Below are 19691 nucleotides of genomic sequence, written 5' to 3' on the forward strand. Positions count from 1 at the left end.
TTGGGGGAAGTGGGGTGGGAGCGATGGCTCTGCCTTTGCCTGCCGGAAAACTCAAAGTGGGAACCGGATGGCGTTATTCCAGTGGCGGTAAGCACGCCGCCTTCGACTATCCGGTGGCGAACGGTACGACGGTCTTCGCGGTCCAGGACGGCATTGTCCTGGCCTGCAACGACGGCGTGCCGAACAAATCGCAACCGGGCGTCCAGGGCGCGCCTTCGAACTGGGTACTACTGGGCATCAGGCACGGCGGCAAGAAGGCCAGCGTGCTGTACCAGCACCTGTCGCCCGGTCTGCTGGTGAAGAAAGGCGAGCAGGTCAAGGCCGGCGATCCGCTCGGCAAGTCGGGCCGCTCGGGCAACGCCACCGGCCCACACCTGCACCTGGCCGCAATGTGGGGACACCGCACGGCCAACAGCCGCTACGACTACCTGATCAACATCGGCCCCAACGAGAAAGCCCCCAAGGGCACCGCGTCGAACGAGATCTGCATCTTCCCGCCGGACCAGGTCTACACCGGCAAATCACCGGACCGGAACCCGTTCGCCGCCGGTGACGTGTTCCTCGACAAACTCAAGTTCGGCGTCAAACAGTCCGACAGCGTGAAACGCCTGCAGTTCGTCCTGAACCGCATCAAACTCGTCCACGGCAGGACGCTCGCGGTCAACGGCAACTACGACATCAACACCAAGAACGAAGCCACCAAGTGGCAGATCCAGATCGACAAATGCAAACCAGGCACCCCCGCGGCCGACGGCAACATCGGCCCCAAACAAGCCGAAAAACTCTTCGGCCCGCAATACAGACTCCGAGCGCACTCCTAGTACGCCAACCGCGGGGTGTGGCTTATCCGCGGACCGCCAGGCCATCACAATTGCCGTTCGCTCAGGGCGCGCCCGCTCAGCCACACCGCGCCAGCCCACTTGTGATGGCCTGCACGTCCGCCCCGGCGGCAACCGCCGTTGTCAGGGCGTGATGACTAGTTCGCAGCCGGTGTCGCGCATGGCTTTGCGGGCGGCGGTGGAGAGGCCGGCGTCGGTGACTATGACGTCCAGGTCGGCCCAGGTGGCGAAGGTGCTGAGGCCTACGGTGCCCCACTTGGTGTGGTCGGCTACTACGACGACCTCGCGGCTGGCGGCGATGAAGGAGCGGTTGGTCTCGGCTTCCATCAGGTTCGGGGTGCTGAGGCCGTGCTCGGCGTCGACGCCGTGGGCGCCCAGGAAGAGTAGGTCGAGGTGCAGGGAGCCGAGGGCGGCGGTTGCGATGGGACCGACCAGGGCATCCGACGGTGTGCGGATGCCGCCGATCAGTACGACGGTGCGGTCGGAGCGGGAGTTGCCGTGGAAGACGTCCGCGATCCGGGCCGAGTTCGTGACAACCGTCAAGTTCTCCACCCGGAGCAACTGCCGGGCCAGTGCGTACGTCGTCGTCCCGGCGCCGATGCCGATCGCGCTGTCCGGCTGGACCCGGCCGGCGGCCTCGGCGGCGATCGCCTGTTTGGCGGCGGACTCCTGGGTCAGTTTGGCGTCGAACCCGGGCTCGTGGGCGCTGCGCAGTCCGACCGAGGTCGCGCCGCCGTGCACCTTGTGCAGCAGGCCGCTGGAGTCCAGCGCGTCCAGATCGCGCCGGATCGTCATGTCCGACACGCCGAAGCGTTCGACCAGCTCGGCGACCGTGATCGCGCCGCGACTGTTGACCTCGGCAACGATTGTGGCCTGTCGTTGCGCGGCCAGCTGTCCACCCCGGCCGCGTGGCGGCTCCTGTCCGGCTGCATTCACGTGCCAAGACTAAACGGAGTTCGGCGCGCTGTCAGGGAAAAGGCGTTGCCGCGGCGTACCCGGCTTGTCACCCTGGAGCATGCGATTTCCCGAGGACGTGCCGGAACTGCGCGACGACCTGATCACCCTGCGGGCCCACACCCTGGCCGATGCCGACGACGTGTACGAGCTCTGCCAGGACCCGGAGATGCAGCGCTGGACCGTGATTCCGGTGCCGTACGAGCGCTCCGACGCACAGTTCTTCCTCACCGAACTCGTACCGAACGGGTGGCGCGAGGAGCACGGGACCCGGCAGTGGGCGATCGAGGTGGACGGCCGGTTCTCCGGTTCGGTCAGCCTGCACGGCGGCGAGGGTGGTGTCGGCGAGATTGGATTCTCGGTCGGTCCGTGGGTTCGCGGCCGGGGCGTGATGACGCGCGCGGCGAAGCTCGCGATCCGGCACGCGTTCGACGATCTCGGCTGGTCGCGGGTGATCTGGCGGGCCTTCGTCGGCAACTGGGCATCCCGCCGGGTCGCCTGGAAGGCCGGCTTCCGCGGACTGGTCGTCGTACCGGGTGGCGGGATGGCGCGAGGTGTCCGGTACGACGAATGGGTGGCAACCGTCGGTCGCGACGACGAGCTGGAGCCGCAGGGCAACTGGTGGTCGGTGCCTGAGCTGGAAGGTGACGGGATCCGGCTGCGTGCGCCGCGGCCGGCAGACGCGCAGCGGGTGATGGAAGCCTGCAGCGACGAGCGGACGCAGTACTGGCTGGCCGGTCTGCCCTCGCCGTACGAGCTGCACCACGCAGAGCAGTTCATCGAGGGCCGGACGGAAGCCCGGGCCACGGGCGAAGGCGTGTCGTGGACGATCGCGGATCCGGACACCGACGAGCTGATCGGCAACGTCAGCATCTTTGCCATGCTCAACCGGATGGACAAAGGACACGGCGAGATCGGGTACTGGATGCACCCCGCCGGCCGCGGCAAGTCGGTGATGACGAAGGCAGTGCGGCTGGTGATCGAGCACGCCTTCACACCGATCGAGCAGGGTGGTCTCGGGCGCCGGCGGCTGGTGCTGCTCGCGGCGGTCGACAACACCGCCTCGGCGCACGTTGCCGAGGCCAACGGGTTCCACCGGGTCGGTGTCGCGCGGGCCGCGGCCCCCGGCCGGGAGGGTCGCTGGGACGACGACTACGTCTTCGATCTGCTGGCCGGTGATCCCCGCCCGTGAGCACCGGGAGACGGCGAGTTTGGGTCCGGCGACACCGTTCCCCTCGCCGTCTCGGCATTCGGCTGGTTGAATCGACTGGTGAGAGATCGTGAGGAACTCGTCCGCCGCTGGCAGGCCGGGTGGTCCGTCTCGAGGGGCTGGACGACGGTTGAGGACGACCTGGACGGGATATTGACCGTCCGCGCGGGTGAGGAGAACCGCGCGATGGAGTACGTCGTCCTGGACGCGGACGACAAACCCGAACGGGTCGAGCGCGCCGCGGAGCTGGCTTTGGCTGCGCCCGGTGGCCGCGGGGCCGGCTGGATCACCTTGGCGACCGATGACAAAGAAGCCCGGATCGAGCAGCTCGAGGACCTCGGTCTGGAGGTGCAGCGCGACCAGGACTGGCTGATGACGATCCAGTTGTCGGAGCAGCCTGCCCTGAAGCTGCACGAGCGGTACGCGCTGCACACCGAGCTCGAGGACGACCTGATCATCACCCGGGCAACGTTGCACGGTGGAGTCGTGTCGAGCGGCCGGATGGCGGTCGTCGGGCCGGACGCGGTGGCGGACCGGATCGAGACCGACCCGGCCCACCGGCGGCGCGGACTCGGCAGCGCGGTGATGGCCTCCCTGGTCGAGACCGCCGCGGCCCAGGGCGCCAAGCGCGGCATCCTGATCGCGTCGATCGACGGTCTCCGGCTGTACCGCAGCCTGGGCTGGAAGGTCATCGCGGACGTGGTTACTGCACGTTGCTAGACCGGTTCGGATTGTCAGACATGCGTTAAGGCCGGTCTCCGAAGGAGTCAGGCAACAACCGGGTGGGCAAGGCTGCTCACCATGACGAACCCCCGACGGTCGCCGCGCTCCGCGGTTGCCGGTCCGCTGCTCGCCGCCCTGTCCGCGCTGGTCGTGCTCACAGGGATCGGGTGGTTCGTACTGCGGGATGTCGGCGGCCAGAAGGTGACGGGTCAGGAGCAGCCGCTGACCGCGGTCCCCACACCGACCGATGACGCCTCGGCCACCCCGACCTCGATCCGGCCGACCGTTCCGTCGGTGACACCACACCGTACGGCGCCTGTCACGCCCACGCCGACCAAGGCCGTCACCAAGACGCCGACACCGACGCCGACCAGGTCCAGTACGGCGCCGAGCCGCGAGGGCACGCGGAAGCCCACGACCGCGCCGAGCCACACCGCGACCCCGAGGGCCTCGAAGCCGACGAAGTCGACCACGACGACGGCCTCCGGTAGTCCCGAAGCTCAGGTGCTGACCTTGACCAACGCCGAGCGGAAGAAGGCCGGCTGTGGGGCGCTGCGGACGAACAGCGCGTTGACCAAGGCGGCCGAGGCACACGCGTCCGACATGGTGGTCAACCACTACTTCGCGCACAACAGCCAGGACGGCCGTACGCCGTTCGCCCGGATGAAAGCGGCCGGCTTCAAGGGCGGTGCGATGGCCGAGAACATCGCTGTCGGTTACACCAGCCCGGCCGCGGTGGTGAAGGGCTGGATGAACAGCCCCGGACACCGGGCCAACATCCTCAATTGCGACTACACAATGCTAGGTGTCGGCTACGACTCCGGACAGGTGAAACCCGAATGGGGCAAGGGTTCTTGGGTCCAGGATTTCGGTGGCTGAGAGCAATGGGTCGATAAACCTTCAGGAACCGTTAAGTCGGGTCGCGGAAGTGTAACGGTGACCCGCCGTATCGGTTAAGGTCGCTGTTCGGTGACCAGGGGGGACCTGGAAGGACCGCGGGGAACGACGCAGTACTCGGAACGACGCACACGAAGAGGATTCGCCCACCCATGACGGATGCGCCAACCCCCCGGCGGCACCGCGGTACCCGACGCGCTCGGAAGAACAAACGGGGCCTGGTCGGCCCGATTGCCAGCTCGTTGTCGGTGCTCGTTGCCATCGGCCCGGTGATCTATCTGATGTCGCGGGACAACTCGACCGTCAGCGACGCGACGAAGGTACTGAACGTCTCCGAGGACACCCGGGACGACTCGGGTGGTTCGCTCGTCGACGACGCGCACACCGGCCCGCTGAAGACCGTCACCAAGACACTGGCCAACGGCAAGGTCACCACCGCCGTGATCGGCTCCGGAGCGAACGGCACGTCGACGACCTCGACGCCGAGTACGCCGGGAGTCACTCCGAGTGGTTCGCCGTCGACCCCGTTGACGACACCGACCGCGCCGACCACCGGCGTGACCACGGTCATCGTCACCCCGGGCAAGCCGCGGACGATCGAAGGTAAGCCCGGTACGCCGAGCAAGCCGAAGCCGACCCGGACGACGCCGACGAAGACCGAGACCAGTAAGCCGCCGAGCAACACGCCCGAGCCCCCGCCCACGAACGACGGTGGCGGTACCAACGCGCAGGAGCGCGAGGTGCTCGAGCTCACCAACCAGGTCCGCCAGCAGAACGGCTGCGGCCCACTCCGGCTGAACAGCGCTCTGGTCGAGGCGGCCGGCCGGCACGCCTCGGACATGGTCCGCCGGCACTACCTGGACCACACCAACCCCGAGGGCCAGGACCCGGGCGACCGGATGCGCGCCGCCGGGTACGACGGTGGCAGCTGGGGCGAGAACATCGCCGCCGGGTACCCGACCGCCCAGAAGGTGGTCGCGGCCTGGATGAAGAGCGAGGGACACCGGGCCAACATCCTGAACTGCAAGTTCAACCTGCTCGGCGTCGGCTTCGACCCCGGACGCGTGAAGTCCGACTGGGGTCCCGGAAGCTGGGTGCAGGACTTCGGCCGCAGCTAGGCCGCGGCCGTCGTACAGGGTTGTCATTGTGTCGAAGGCACCGACAGTGGCGCAGACGTTGTTCGAATGCCACAACGTCCGGTCGATTTCCGGCCGGTCCCGGCGGGTAGATCCGTCCTTGTCGCAACGTTCGGTTCGTTCCACGGACCCGGGCGCGACGGTAGATGAGGCACGTCTTGGGGGCGAGACAGTGAAGGGAACAACGACATAATGTCGTCCGATTCCGGCAGTGGCCGGCACAAACCACGCAGGAAGGCGACCCGCGCCCGCGGCTCCCGGCCGAACGCGCCGGAACCGGCTCCCACGCCCCCGCCCGAGCCACCCCGCTACGCCCCGCGCGGCGGCGAGTCCCCCTTCTGGGCCAACGCCCAGCCCCGCACCGACAGCCAGGCCTGGGCCGACACCCAAGCCCACCTGGAAGCGCGCACCCGCACGGACTCCACGCCTCAGTACGCCCCGCGCCCGGTGGCCGGCAGCACACCACTCGGCTCGTCCGGCGACGGAAGCACACCCCTCCGTACGGCGTCCGCCGACAGCACCGGCTCCCGCGGCTGGGTCACCCAGTCCCCCGCCCCCACCCCGGCACCCGAGCCCACCCCGACCGGTCGAACCCGCCAATCGACCCCGGCCGAGGACCTCGCCGGCCTAGGCGCCTGGGCCACCCCACGCCCCGAGCGCCCCACCACCCCCACCCCGGACCCAACCCCCCGCTTCGACTCCTCGACTCCGCGGTTGGACCCCACCTCGGCGGCGACCGCCCGGCTCGACTCGACCGCGGCAGCGACCAGCCAGTTCGAATCCACGCCGGTGACGCCGAGTCCGTCGTACACGCAACCGCCGGCTGCGTCGATTGCGGACCCGCGCACGGCACGAGGCGCCAGCGAACTGTCCGGCCCGCGCACCGCAGCAATCCGCGAGAGCAAGGCGGCCGCGAACCGTCCGCCACGCCAGGCAGCAGACAGTACGGCGGTCGACGCCGACGGCCATCCGATCGCCCGAACCGCAGGTGGTACCGGTAGGAAGCGCCGCCCGTTCGTCGCGGTGACAGCCGTGCTCCTCGTCGTCGGCCCGATCTCGTGGATCCTCCTGCACCAGCCGCCGAACGACAACAACGACGCCTCCCTCCCGATCGGCACCCGCACCGACGACTCGTACGCAACCCCCAGCACCGTCCCCGTCGACGACCCCACAGTCCCGCCGAAGACACCGCCGGCCACCCCCACAGCACCCCCCACCGGCACCCCAACAACCTCCGTCACCCCCACCACACCCCCAACAAGCGGCCCCACCGAAACCCCCACCACCCGCCCCACCGACGCCCCAACCAGCACCGCCACCACCCGCCCCACCGCACCCCCAACCACCAGCCGCCCCACCACCACCCCCACCGGCGACCCCACCAACACCCCGCCCCCACCGCCGCCACCCCCGCCCAAGGACGACGGCGACATGGACGGCAACGAAATGCAGCTGTTCAACAAGATCAACAGCGCCCGCCGCAGCAACGGCTGCGCAGACCTCAAGCGAGACACCGGGCTGACTCGCAGCGCGGAGTCCGAGGCTCAAGAGCGCGCCGAGGACAACACCGCCAACGGCGGGAACACCAACTCGAAGGCGACCGCGGGCGGTGACAACTGGTCGGCCGACAAGGCATACGACCGGATGATGTCGAGCAACGAGGGCACCCTGCTCAACTGCGGACTCACCACCATGTCCGTCGGCCGGAAGACAGCTAGCTACAGGACTGGACCTCTCTGCGGGATCGGCATCTGCACTGGCACGAGCACGCGGGTGGCCTGGGTAGCAATCTTCCGCTAGGGCGCGGGCCTGACATCACCCCAAGAACAGGACGTATACGTCTGCTGCGCGCTCGCCCAGGCGGGCGCGGGCGGCCGTGAGCCCAGTCGCATGGCCATACGTCCTGTCCTTCCGTCGGTACGCAACCTTTCGGTCAGCGTTCGAACTCTCCAAGTCGCGGGTGTTTGGGGGCGGGGGGTGGGACGATGGGGGGAGGCGACGGGCGGGAGGGTGCATGTTCGGGGAACGTGAACGTGGGGACCTGGAGCCGGAGCGGCCGGCGCATTTCGGGATTCCGCCGGATGCGCTGGCGGACGAGCGACCTGATCGGCGGCCGGAGGAGGCCAAGCGGATGGGGTTGAGCCGGCATACCGAGGAGGGGGCGGTGTTGTCGTTCGCCTCGGGGCTGGATCGGGGGAAGCCGTGGCATCGGATGATGGCGTGGATCCTGCTGGTGACGTTTGCGGCGCCGGCGATCTACACGTTGTTCTGGCTGCTCTAGGCGGGGGCGAAGTCCTGGCGGTGACGTTGGGGCGTGGTGCCCAGGACGGCGTGGAAGTGGTGGCGGAGGGCGGCGCTGCTGCCGAAGCCGCTGGCGGTGGCTACTCGTTCGACTGGGTGGTCTGTGGTTTCCAGGAGCAGGCGGGCGCGGTCCAGGCGTTGCTGGAGGAGCCAGGCTTGGCCTGAGCTGCCGGTCCGGGCCCGGAACTGACGGGTGAACGTACGGCGGGACAGCGCGACCGCGGAGGCCCATTCGTCGAGGGATACCGGCTGATCGAGGCGGGCTCGCGCCCACACCATGGCCTTCTCGATCACGTCGTCACCGGGGTCGGGCGGGACCGGGACGGGGATGTACTGCGCCTGCGAGCCACTGCGGTGTGGCGCGATCACGAGGTCGCGAGCGCGCGCCTCGGCCGCCTCCACGCCGTACTGCGTGCGCACCAGGTGCAGGCAGCAGTCGAGCGATGACGCCGTACCGGCCGACGTCATCACGTCGCCGAGGTCCGACCAGAGCACATCGGCCCGTACGGCGAGGTCCGGGTGCCGGGCTTGCAGGTCCGCGGCCCACCGCCAGTGCGTGACCACCTCGCGGCCGTCCGCGATCCCGCTCGCGGCGACCAGGTACGCGCCGATGCACAGCCCGAGCACGACCGCCCCACGTGCATGCGCCTGCCGGATCGCGGTCAACAGCACCGAGGACGGCGTCCGCGACGGCTCCCAGCTCGGCAGGATCACCACGTCGGCGGTCTCCATCACCGACAACCCGTGCTCGACCGTGATCCCGAACCCGGCGTTGGTCCGCAGCGAACCCGGCTCCTCCGCGCACACGCGCACGTCGTACCGGCCGTCGCCCCACGGATCACCGAGGACCAGGCACGGCACGGACAGGTGGAACGGGCTCATCCCGTCGAAGGCCAGTACGGCGACGCTACGCATGTCTCGAAGTATATGGCCCGATCTTCAGGAACTATGGCTCTCGGGCCAATGGTGAGACCGACCGTCGCGACAGAGGATCGAGGACATGAAGATCACGCACATCGGTGGGCCGACCGCGCTGTTCACGTACGGCGGCCTGACCTTCCTGACCGACCCTGCCTTCGACCCGCCGCGCGAATACCAGATGCCGGGCGGCCGGGTGATGACCAAGTTGACCGGCCCGGCGATCCCAGCGGCTGACCTCGGCCCGGTCGACGTCGTACTGCTGTCGCACGACGAGCACTTCGACAACCTCGACGAGGCCGGCCGAGCGCTGCTGCCGTCGATCCCGACCGTGCTGTCCACGCCCGGTGCGGGCACCCGGATCCCCGGTGTCCAGGGGCTCGAGAGCTGGGAGTCGATCGAGCTCGACGGGGTCACAGTGACCGCAGTACCGGCGCTGCACGGGCCAGAAGGGGCGGACGCCGTACTGGGTGTCGTCACGGGCTTCGTCCTGCAGAGCGCGGACCTGCCGACCGTCTACGTGTCCGGTGACAACGCGTCGGTCGACCTGGTCAAGCAGATCGCCGACCGCTTCGCACCGTTCGGCATCGCGGTGCTCTTCGCCGGTGGCGCGCGGACCGCGCTCCTCGATGGCGCGAACCTGACGCTGACCTCCGCCGAGGCCGTCGAGGCCGCTCACCTGCTCGCGCCGGCGACGATCATCCCGGTCCACACCGAGGGCTGGGCGCACTTCACCGAAGGCCCGGACCAGTTCGCGCAGGCCTTCGCCACGGCGGGTCTCACCGACCGTCTGCAGCTCCTCGAGCACGGGGTGGCCACCGAGGTTCGTTGAGCCCTTGACGAACACGGAGCGTAACTCCTAAGGTCTCCAGAGCCGGGGGGACCGGCAGCACGAACCATCAGGGCCGGGGGGAATCTGGCCCACTGCCAAAGGGGAATTCCTTGTTCACGCGACGCTTCAGCCTGCCCACAGCCGGGATCGCAGCGACGGTTCTCGCCGCCGGGGTCCTGGCCCCACTGCCGGCCTCGGCGGCGGCACCGCAGTTCCTGGTGGCCGGGATCCAGTACGACCCGGCCGGTACGGACACCAGGACCAACGCGCACATCAACCTCGAGTACATCAGCATCCGCAACAACACCACGCGCCCGCTCAGCCTGAAGGGCTACCGGATCCGCGATGCCGCCAGCCACGTCTACTTCTTCCCACCGACCTTCGTCCTGAAGGCGCGCAGCACGGTCCTGGTGCACACCGGCAAGGGCCGCAACAGCGCGAACCATCTGTACTGGGGCTCGGGCAACTACATCTGGAACAACACGGGCGACACCGCACGCCTGCAGAACTCACTGAACAAGGTCATCGACTTCTGCACCTACACGGCCGTCACAGGCCGGGCGGCCGTCACCTGCTAGCCAATCCCGTGATCGCGCCAGAACGGCGCGAGCTCGACGGAACTGGCGGCCTGCGCGGCGGCCTTGAAATCGGCCGGGGTGACCACCCCGTGCCAATGGGCCTTCGCGTAGGACGCCAGCAGCCGCTCCATCGCCGGCGTACCGATCAATCGCTCCAGCTCGTGCAGCATGCAGGAACCATAGGTGTAGACAAAGGTCCCGTACGACGTGTCGTGCGCACCCCAATAGCCCATGTCCCGAGTGATTGCTACGGGCAACGTTCCCGGCCAGCACCCGGCGCGATGATTGCCCTCGAAGACGTCGGTCGCGTACGTCGCGAACGCTTCGTCCAGCCAGGGATCGGCATACTCGTTGTTGCCGACGATCCCGTACCACCACTGATGCGCGACCTCATGAACAACCGGACTCTTCGGTGAGATCAGCAGCACGAACCCGGGGTACTCCATCCCACTGAACGCGGTCCACCGATCGTTCAGCACCAGATCGAGCTCATGATCCGGATACGCACCGAACCGCCGACCGAACTCGTCCAGTGCCGCAGCAGCATCAGCCCGAGCCGACGAGACCGCCTCCGCAGTGACCGTCGGCGTCGCCCACGTCCGCACCGTCACACCACCTGGCGATGTGATCGACGTCGTCCGGAACGGGCCAGCAGCCCAGGCGAAATCCCTTACCTGCCTAGCGATTGCAACACCGTCACTCAGCACCCCGGTCGACGGTACGGCGAGGTCCCCGGTATGCAGGAGCCGTACGGCGAAGTCGGCCGCGACCGTGTAGAAGCTCTCCCCGATCCCCACATCACGCTCGAGATGCCACCCGGCCGCGTCCCGAACCGCCAGCACCGGAAGCGCGTTGCCGAAGAAACTGAACTTCCCCGACCGCCCGAACCGATCCTCACGATCCGGCGCAGTCACCTTCACGTCGAAGCTGATCGACGTCCGCTTCCCCGGCTCCAGCCGCTCCGGCAGCGGAAACTTCACGACCGTGCAATCACGCATAGCCGTGCCACCCGTGACCACCACCGCGCCGCAACCCCGCGAGTTGCCCCACAGCCGCACGTAGACCTCCGGCAGCGACTCCGCCGCCGTGTTCGTGAAGCTGATCGTCTCCCGCCCCGACCAGGTCCGGCCGTCCGGCGTACCGGTCAACTCAACCTCGTACGACGGCGCGCCCGGAGCCGGCGGCGAGCTAGGGGCCGCTAGCAACGAGATCGGGGCCAGCAGCAACAGTAGGAGCCGATGCACAGCTCCGGACGCTACCGGGTGGCGGGCGCCGGATCCGTCCCGGCCGGGATCCAGTCGTGTACCAAGATCTCATCACCGACCGTGACCGTCCCACCGGTCAGCACGGCCGCCTTCATCCCGAAGCTGACGCCGCCCCCGTACGCCGGCTCCCGCCGGTAGGAGGCCAGGGTGCGGGTCGGCTCCGGCCCGGACTTCTGCCCGGTGGCCTGGTCGACCGTCGGCACCGCGCACCGGATCGCGCGGGCCGAGTAGCCGATCTCGACCGCACCGACCGACATCCGCAGTACTCGATCCTCGGTGTGCGGTTCGGACCAGCCGGAGACCACGATGTTCGGCCGGAAGCGGTTCATCGGGATCGCCTCGCCGCCGCGGCTCATGATCCGCTCGTTCAGCCCGTCGAGCGACGACAGCGAGGTGACGAGCAGCGCATGCGCGTCACCGAATCCGGTCTCGCCGCGGTGCACACCCCAGCCGGGCCGCTCATGCTCCGGCGTCACCCGGACCAGGCCCACCGGCCGGCCGAGCCGCGTGGAGAACCACTCGTCCGCCGCCGCGGCCTGGACCACGCCCTGCCCGAACCACCGGGCGAACAGGCTGACGTCGCGCCGCTTCCCGTCGTACTGGATCGGTACGACGAGGTCCGGAGCACCCGGCGCGGACAGCCGCAGGCCATCACCCACGAACTCGGCCCGCAGCGCCGCCATCGCGGGCACCGAGCGCTGGCTGAGGACCGCACCCTCGGTATCGACCAGCATGAAGCTGCGGTCTCCGGCGACTCCGCTCGACCCGATCTCGGCCTGCTCGACCGGTACGCCGGACAGCCCCTTCACGGGGTAGTGGACCAGGGCAGCCACACGCGCGACAGACATGGCTCCATCCTACGGGTCGAGGTCACTTGAATTGTTTGTTCATGTTGACTTATGTTTGATCACGAGGAGGTTGCCATGCAGCTGGAAGCGTTCACCGGCGCCCTGCAGCGCGTCCGTCAGGATGCCGGTCTCAGCTATCGCGAGCTGGCCGATCAGGCCCACTACTCGCATGCCCATCTGGTCCGCGCGACCAGCGGGAAGCAGCTCCCGAGCTGGCCGGTGACAGTCGCGTTCCTGACCGGATGCGACGTACCGGCTGAGCTCCTGCCGATCTGGCGGCGGCACTGGGAGGCGGCCGCCCGCGACCCCCAGGACGTCAGCGAACTGGTGCGCGCGGCCGCGACCCCAGCGGACCTCGGCGCAGCGCTCACCGCACTGACCAGGCCGAGGTCACTCCGCTCACTGGAGCGGCTCACCGGGATCCCGCGGGCCACCCTGCAGAGCTGGCTGCGAGGTGGCCGGGTACCGCGACCTGACCGGCTCGATCAGTTCATCGTGGCGCTCGGCGCGAGCCGCACCGAGCGCCTCGCCTTCAGCGACTGTGTCGATCGGCTCGCCGGCTGACCACGATCAGCACGGTCCCGGCCGCCAGCAGGATGAGCGCCATCGCGACCGCCCAGAGGCTGAACGGGCTACCGGTGTCCGGCAGCTGACCAGCAGGCTTGGACTTCACCGTGACGATCACCGAACTGGTGTTGTCCTGAAGGTCCGGATCAGGCGTCACCGAAGTCGCGGTCGCGGTATTCGCCAACGACTTGCTCCCGTGCTTCGGATCTACCACCACATCGAGCAAGACTTCTGCCGTCTTGCCGGGGTCGATCCGCTCGATCGCACAGGCGACGAGCTGCCCGGCGGCCTGGCACCACCCCGGCTTTGCCCACAACCGCAGCCCAGCCGCCAGCTCATCGGTCACGGACACCTTCAGCGCCACCGACGGACCGGCATTGTGAACCGCGATCCGGTAGCGCAACGAACCACCCGCAACCACACTCGGACTCGACGCCGTCTTGAACACCTCGAGGTTCGCCGACCGCCCAGGACGCCCGAAGACCTTCGCCTCGTTGTTGGCAGCCACCGGATCCGGCGTGGCCGACCCCACCCGCGCCACGTTCGCCAGCTCCCCACCGAACCCCGGTACGACAGTCGCCGCGATCGTCACGGTGATCGTCGCCCCCTCGGCCAGGGACGCCGTACTGCACTGGACTGTCCCGGCCTCGGGAGCATCCGGCGCGCCGGGTGCCGTCGGCGGCAGCACAATGCACGGACCGGTCGCGGACACCTTGCTCAGCCCGCGCGGCAGCTCGTCGGTGATGACGACCTTGCGCGCATCGGACGGACCGTTGTTCTTCACGGTCAGCGTGTACGTCACCTGCTGACCTGCCACAGGGTTGGCCGGGGACATCGTCTTGGTGATGGCCAGATCCGCCTGGGCAGCCACCGGCGAAACACTCGTTCCGGTGTTGTTGTCCTTGTCCGGATCGGGTGTCGTTGACGTGGCCGTCGCGGTATTGGTCAGCGTCGCGCCGTCATACCCCGCAGCCAGCTTCACTCGGATCGAGAGCAGCACCTGCCCGATCGGTACGTCGCCCAGCGCGCAGCGGACCGTGGATCCGTCGACCTGGCACGGGGTTCCCGCCGACACGATGGTCAGAGCGGCCGGGATCGTGTCGGTCACCAGCACCGAACGCGCGACCGACGGGCCGGCGTTGGTGACCACGATCGTGTAGTCGAAGGTGCTGCCCGGCGTGACGGTCCCCGGCTCGGACTGCTTGGTCACCTGGACGTCCGCGCTGGTACCGACCGGGACCGTGACGGTCGAACTGTTGTTGGTGTCATCGGGATCGGGCACCGGCGATTTCGCGGTGGCAGTGTTCACAACCGTCGTACCGGTGTAGCCGGAGTCGAGGGCCGCGGTGACTACGACCGTCGCTGACTTACCTGCGACCAGCGTCCCCAGTGCGCACTCGATCTTCGGCCCGGTGAGCTTGCAGTCGGGCTCGACCTTGATCAGAGTCAGCCCGGTCGGCAGCGTGTCCGCCAGCACGACCGCGGTCGCATCGGACGGGCCGTTGTTGACGACGGTGAGGCGATACGTCACGCCACCACCGGCGGTCGCCGACGTCTCGTCGCTGGTCTTGATGACCGCGAGATCGGCGGACTGGTCGACCTCGGTGGTGATCGTGCTGGTGTTGTCCTTGGGATCCGGATCCGGCGTCGTACTGGTGACACTGGCCGCGTTCGTGATCGCCGCAGTCCGGCCCGAATCGACCTTGACCCGGATCTGCACGACCGCGTCGGCACCCGGTCCCATCGTCCCGAGCGCACAGCTGACCGCGGTGGTGCAGTTGCCGTCGGCACTCGTTGCCGCCAGCACCGATACGCCGGTCGGCAGGGTGTCGGTCACGGTGACGGCCTGCGCGCTCGAAGGGCCGTCGTTGTGCACGGTCAGGGTGTAGAGGCCCTCGCCACCGGCGATCAGCGGCGACGGCTGCACCGACTTGGTGATCGACAGGTTGGCCGAGGCGGTGACTACCGTGTCGGCCGTGCCGCGGTTGTTGGCGTCGTCCGGATCAGGCGTCTGCGAGCTCACGGTCGCTGCGTTGGTCAACTTGCCCGGGGCGAGAGCCGGGTCGACCTTGGTCACCACGGTGATGACGAGTTGACCACCCGGCTTGATCCGACCGGCCGGGCAGATCACGGCCGGCTCCGAGACCGACGGATCCTGCAGGCAGTCGCCGGCTGAGCTCGATCCGCGGACATACGTCGTACCGGCGGGGAGTGTGTCGGTGACGACTGCACCGACCGCATCGGACGGACCGGCATTGCCAACTGTCAGCGTGTAGGTCAGTTCGTTGCCCGCGACAACCGTCGACGGAGCGGTCTTGGTGATCGAGAGATCCGCCCGCGCCTGGACGGTCGTCGTACTGGTCGCGGTGTTGTCGGAGTCGGTCGGATCCTCCGGCGTCTTCGCACCGGCCGAGGCCGTGTTGGTCAGCGCGCCCGGTGGTGTCGCCGGGGCGAGCGTGCCCTTGACGGTGACCACGAAGCTGTCGCCCGCAGCCAGCGAGGCCAGCTCACAGGTCACTCGCCCGTCGCTGACCTTGCAGGTCGCGCCGCCGCTGGCGGAGGCGCTCACGCCGGTCACTGCAGCCGGTACGTCGTCGTCCAGCGTGACACCCTGCGCATCGGACGGCCCGGCGTTGCCGACGGTGAGGTTGTAGGTGATCGTCTCCCCAGCCACGACCGGGTCGGGACTGACAGACTTGCTCAGCGTGATGTTCGCCTGCGCTCCGGTGAGCAGTGTGTACGTCGCGGTGTTGTTGTCTGCCACCGGATCCGAGGTTGGCGATGCGACCTTGGCCGTGTTGGCGAGCTCGTTCGGCGGGGTCCCGGAGGGGACGTTCGCGATCACGGTCACGGTGATCTCGTTGCCCGGGGCAACTGTTCCCACGGCGCAGGAGACGGTGCCACCGGCCTGGTCGCACGAGCCCTGTGTGGTCTTGGCCGAGACGTACTTCAGCGGCGCCGGGACCGGGTCGGTCACTGTGACCGACTGCGCGGCGGAGGGGCCGTTGTTGGTGATCGTCAGCGTGTACGTGACGGGCTGTCCGGCCAGAACCGGTGCGGGCTGCGCGGTCTTGGTGATCGCCAGGTCCGCACTCGCGCTCAGCGTATCGGTGGTGCGGCCGGTGTTATTGGTCTTCTCCGGGTCAGGCGTCGTACTGGTTGCCGTGGCGCTGTTGGTCAGCATGCCGACGGCCGTCGCCGACACCTTGGCAGTGACGGTGACCGTCGCCGTCGAACCTGCCCCGAGATCACCTAGCGCGCAGCGAATCTCACCGGACGATACTGTGCAAGAACCAGCCGTGGAGTCGGCCGTCGCCTCGCTCAACGTGGCCGGAAGGTCATCGGCCACCTGGACCGCACGAGCATCGGACGGGCCGTCGTTGTGCACAGTGATCTGGTAGGTGACCGGCTTACCCGGAACGACCGGGTTCGTGACGGTCTGCTTGCCGACGACCAGGTCGGCCTTCGGATCACCTGGCGTGATGGTCGCCGTACCGGTGTTGTTGGAGGGGTCCGGATCCGGAGTCGCACTGGAGACAGCCGCGTTGTTCGTCAGCGGACCACCCTGGTACGCCGAGTCCAGGGTGGCCGTGATCTGGATGACCAACGTGGCCTTGCTGGCCAGGGTGTCGACGAGGCAGGTGATCTCTTGGCCGGCCGCCGAACATCCTGCCGGGGCTGGGGCCTGGGCGTCGATGATCGTCAGACCGGCCGGGAGCGAGTCAGCAACCCGGACCTGCTGGGCCTCGGACGGGCCGTTGTTCTGGACGGTCAGTGTGTACTTGACCTTCTCGCCGGCCGCCGGATTGACCGGGACGACCGCCTTGTCGAGCGAGAGGTCGGCGGTTCGGATCACCGGGGTGGTGACCGAGGCCGTGTTGTTGTTCGGGTTCGGGTCGCTCGTCGAGGTGGTCCCGGTGGCGACGTTCGTCAAACTGGTCGCCGTACTGGCGGCCGGGACCTTCACCACGACAGTGATCGCGACACTCGATCCGGAAGGAATATCGCCGAGAGTGCAGGCAAGCGTGCCACCGCAGGTGCCCTGAGCCGGCTTGGCCGAGACCAGCTCGACACCGTCGGGCAGAGTGTCGGTGACGGCGACATCCTTCGCCGTACTCGGACCGTTGTTCTTGGCAACGATCGTGTAGGTGAGATCGGCGCCTGCCGGCACCGGATCCGGCGTGCCGGTCTTGGACAGCTCGAGATCGGCCGATGCGGCCACCGGGGTGTGGACGTCGTCGGTGCGGTAGGTGTACGGCTTGTTGAGGGTCTCGGCGGTGTAGTCGAGGTAGCCGGTGTTCACAACCGTCGTCCCGGCCGAGGCGTCGTCGAGGGTCACCCGGAAGTGAACCGTGGTGCTCTGGTTCTTCTTCAGCCGACCGCCGGTGGTTGCATCTGCCCCCGTGCCCACCCGGAAACGGACGGTTCGCGAGGCGGCGTCGTACTCGGCCTGGTCGTCACCGGGCTGGTCGGTCTTCGCCCCGGCCACAGCGCCCAGCGATACGTTGAGCGAGCCCGGGACGTACGTCGTGTTCGGCGGCAGGATGTCGCGCGCCGTGGCCTTCAGCGCATCGTCGTCACCGGTGTTGCCATAGCTGAGCGTGTATTCGAGGGTGTCACCGATCTTCGCCGGCTCGTTGCCGGCCAGATTGCGCACCGTCTTGGTGCCCTTGATCGCCGGGGCATAGAGGTCGATCTGGGTGGTCAGCGCGGCCGGGTAGTAGAAGTCGCCGGTGCTGGCGAAGGTGAGCTCTGCGCTGGTGGCACTGTTCGCAAGGATGCCGGCGGCATCCACCACCTTCGCGTCCAGACCGAGGTTGTTCAGCGCGGCCGGTTTGCGGTCGGTGAGATTGGCCCCGGCATCCGTGACCCGGCTGCCGAAGAAGTTGGCCGACGGACTCTGCGCGTCCGCGAGGCGGGTGCCGTTGACCGCGAAGTAGTCGCCACTGATCCCGGCGTCGCCCTCATAGGTCACGCTGCCGAAGCGGGCGTTCACCGCGCCGCTCGGCGGGGCCAGGAAGCCGGAGATGCTGGTCTTGATCACGTCACCGGTGGTCACCCGCGCGTAGCCGTTGAAGACGGTCAGGTCGCGCAGCGGTTCGTCCGCGTCCTCATAGGCGATCACCAGACTCCAACCGGCGTACCGGTCCGATCCGGTGCCTGCGGCAACATCTGCACCCCAGTACTCGCCACTGCCGGCCTTCTGCACCACCTCGGTGACATCGAGGTACGACGAGTAGTCCTGGGTCTGCGCACTCAGATAGTCGGTGCGCCCGGCCGTCAAGGTTTCGTACGCCGTTGCCCCCGGCACCTTGAGCTTGATCGTCTTGCCGTCACCAGAGCTCGCCGTACCACCACTGCCTGCGGCACGGGACGCTCCCCAGAACAGTCCGGCGTAGATGACCTTCGCACCGGCCGGCACGCTGACCGTTGCCGCGGACGACGACTTCGTCCCGGCGTCGGCGTCCGCGTCGAGCAGGCGCATCGCCCATTCGTTGTTCGAGGCCCCTGAACTGCTGCCGGCCAGCGCGGATCTGCAGGCGGTGACCACGGTGTCGCAGGTCTCCAGCGCGTTGCCGGTGATCCGGATCGCGCCATTGGTCTGAGTACCGAAGACCTTGCCGAAGGCCCGGATCGTCTCCGCCTGGGCCGTTGCCGTGGGCACCAGACCGAATCCGGCGACGAGCAGCAGAGCGATCCCTAGGCGTAGCCGACCCATCCCAGACCCCCGTTACGTAGGTGGCGGGCGGACGCCGTCCTCTACTTATCACAGTCTGTAGCCTGTCAGCTACATCCCGTGCGGTGGGTCAGGGACGAAATGTGCCCGGTGGGGCGGCGGGCGGCATGAACCCGTCACTGTCCGCCAGCACCGTCGCTTTGCCGGCCAACTCCGTCAGCGGAGTCACGTCGTACGGCGGCTGCGCGCGGCGACCGGTCGCGGTCAGATCCGGCACCTTGTGCGGGGAAGCGATCAGGATCACGTTGCCGAACCCCTTGCCGCGGAGAACCTTGCGCTCGGCAAGCACCACGCCGTCACCCAGGGCGGCTCGCACGGTGGCCGCCGTACGGCGAATGAACGGCAGACCGGCCTGGCCGTCGATCAGGTTGGCGATCAGCAGACCGGTCGGGCGCAGGACGCGGGCGCATTCGGCGAAGAACTCGGTGGTGACCAGGCTCGCCGGGACTGCCTCACGCTCGAACGCATCCAGGATCAGGACGTCCATCGAGTCGTCGTACAGCTCGGTGATCCCGGCCCGGCCGGTGGCCCCGCGCACCTTGATCCCGGAGCGCTTCGGCAGCGGCAGCGCCTCCCGGACGAACTCGGTCAGATCCTCGTCGGGTTCGAGCACGATCTGGCGGGACCGCGGGCGGGTGGTCGCGACGTACCGCGGCAGGCTGAGCGCGGCACCCCCGATATGCGTGACCGCGATCGGCTGCCGGCGGGGCGTCGTGACATCGAGTACGTCGGCGATCCGGCGCATGTACTCGAAGGACAGGTGGGTGGGATCCGCGAGATCGACCTGCGACTGCAGCGACCCGTCGACCCGCAGCACGAACGTACCGTCCGGCGCTGCCTCGACCGTCGCTGTCCCCGAGCCGACCTTGCGTTCCACCCACCCATC

16 protein-coding genes are annotated in these 19691 nt (G+C 68.4%); 10 read left to right on the forward strand and 6 right to left on the reverse strand.

Translation table 11 applies throughout. The features are described from left to right. Window positions 1-23 precede the first annotated feature (23 nt). Window positions 24-821 (forward strand): M23 family metallopeptidase, encoded by a 798-nt coding sequence (locus tag ACFCV3_RS36290; protein WP_376038241.1) that lies wholly within the window; start codon window positions 24-26, stop codon window positions 819-821. Window positions 822-962: 141 nt separating this feature from the next. Here the strand turns inward: ACFCV3_RS36290 and ACFCV3_RS36295 are convergent, their stop codons facing one another. Continuing rightward, window positions 963-1775, reverse strand: a complete 813-nt coding sequence (locus tag ACFCV3_RS36295) for a DeoR/GlpR family DNA-binding transcription regulator (RefSeq protein WP_376038244.1) — start codon at window positions 1773-1775, stop codon at window positions 963-965. Between the two features lie 79 nt (window positions 1776-1854). Here ACFCV3_RS36295 and ACFCV3_RS36300 point away from each other — a divergent pair, with 79 nt between their 5' ends. The 6 genes from ACFCV3_RS36300 (at window position 1855) to ACFCV3_RS36325 (ending at window position 8040) form a co-directional block, all read left to right on the forward strand. Beyond that, window positions 1855-2985 (forward strand): GNAT family N-acetyltransferase, encoded by a 1131-nt coding sequence (locus ACFCV3_RS36300; protein WP_376038247.1) that lies wholly within the window; start codon window positions 1855-1857, stop codon window positions 2983-2985. Window positions 2986-3063: 78 nt separating this feature from the next. Further along, a complete protein-coding gene (locus ACFCV3_RS36305; RefSeq protein ID WP_132404878.1) occupies window positions 3064-3723 on the forward strand; it encodes a GNAT family N-acetyltransferase in 660 nt (219 codons plus the stop codon). Between the two features lie 81 nt (window positions 3724-3804). Beyond that, the gene (locus ACFCV3_RS36310; protein WP_376038250.1) at window positions 3805-4605 is read left to right on the forward strand and encodes a CAP domain-containing protein; all 801 of its coding nucleotides are present in this window, start codon (window positions 3805-3807) and stop codon (window positions 4603-4605) included. A 170-nt stretch (window positions 4606-4775) separates the two neighbouring features. After that, window positions 4776-5741, forward strand: a complete 966-nt coding sequence (locus tag ACFCV3_RS36315) for a CAP domain-containing protein (RefSeq protein ID WP_376038253.1) — start codon at window positions 4776-4778, stop codon at window positions 5739-5741. A 210-nt stretch (window positions 5742-5951) separates the two neighbouring features. Further along, entirely contained in the window at window positions 5952-7559 is a 1608-nt protein-coding gene (locus tag ACFCV3_RS36320) for a hypothetical protein (protein WP_376038256.1), read from the forward strand. A 214-nt stretch (window positions 7560-7773) separates the two neighbouring features. Beyond that, window positions 7774-8040 carry a hypothetical protein gene (locus tag ACFCV3_RS36325; protein WP_376038258.1) on the forward strand — a complete coding sequence of 89 codons (267 nt, stop codon included), beginning with the start codon at window positions 7774-7776 and terminating at the stop codon, window positions 8038-8040. Here ACFCV3_RS36325 and ACFCV3_RS36330 read toward each other — a convergent pair. Then, a complete protein-coding gene (locus ACFCV3_RS36330) occupies window positions 8037-8975 on the reverse strand; it encodes a GlxA family transcriptional regulator (protein ID WP_376038260.1) in 939 nt (312 codons plus the stop codon). The two genes, ACFCV3_RS36325 and ACFCV3_RS36330, sit on opposite strands and share 4 nt — an antisense overlap. A gap of 85 nt (window positions 8976-9060) precedes the next feature. Between ACFCV3_RS36330 and ACFCV3_RS36335 the strand changes: the two genes are divergently transcribed. Next, on the forward strand, window positions 9061-9810 hold the full coding sequence (locus tag ACFCV3_RS36335) for an MBL fold metallo-hydrolase (protein ID WP_376038263.1): 750 nt from the start codon (window positions 9061-9063) through the stop codon (window positions 9808-9810). 110 nt (window positions 9811-9920) lie between these two features. Further along, window positions 9921-10388, forward strand: a complete 468-nt coding sequence (locus ACFCV3_RS36340) for a lamin tail domain-containing protein (RefSeq protein ID WP_376038265.1) — start codon at window positions 9921-9923, stop codon at window positions 10386-10388. Here the strand turns inward: ACFCV3_RS36340 and ACFCV3_RS36345 are convergent. Both ACFCV3_RS36345 and ACFCV3_RS36350 read right to left on the reverse strand, forming a co-directional pair. Beyond that, entirely contained in the window at window positions 10385-11632 is a 1248-nt protein-coding gene (locus tag ACFCV3_RS36345; protein ID WP_376038267.1) for a M1 family metallopeptidase, read from the reverse strand. The two genes, ACFCV3_RS36340 and ACFCV3_RS36345, sit on opposite strands and share 4 nt — an antisense overlap. A gap of 11 nt (window positions 11633-11643) precedes the next feature. Beyond that, window positions 11644-12501 (reverse strand): MOSC domain-containing protein, encoded by an 858-nt coding sequence (locus ACFCV3_RS36350; protein WP_376038269.1) that lies wholly within the window; start codon window positions 12499-12501, stop codon window positions 11644-11646. 75 nt (window positions 12502-12576) lie between these two features. On the opposite strand from ACFCV3_RS36350, the gene ACFCV3_RS36355 reads away from it, so the two are divergent. Further along, entirely contained in the window at window positions 12577-13065 is a 489-nt protein-coding gene (locus ACFCV3_RS36355) for a helix-turn-helix transcriptional regulator (RefSeq protein ID WP_376038272.1), read from the forward strand. Here ACFCV3_RS36355 and ACFCV3_RS36360 read toward each other — a convergent pair. Together ACFCV3_RS36360 and ACFCV3_RS36365 are read right to left on the reverse strand one after the other, a co-directional pair. Continuing rightward, entirely contained in the window at window positions 13034-18787 is a 5754-nt protein-coding gene (locus ACFCV3_RS36360) for a hypothetical protein (RefSeq protein ID WP_376038275.1), read from the reverse strand. The genes ACFCV3_RS36355 and ACFCV3_RS36360 overlap by 32 nt on opposite strands. An 88-nt stretch (window positions 18788-18875) precedes the next feature. Beyond that, entirely contained in the window at window positions 18876-19682 is an 807-nt protein-coding gene (locus tag ACFCV3_RS36365) for a spermidine synthase (protein ID WP_376038277.1), read from the reverse strand. Window positions 19683-19691 lie beyond the last annotated feature (9 nt).

It is taken from the genome of Kribbella sp. NPDC056345 (genome assembly GCF_042262745.1).
GTDB lineage: Bacteria > Actinomycetota > Actinomycetes > Propionibacteriales > Kribbellaceae > Kribbella.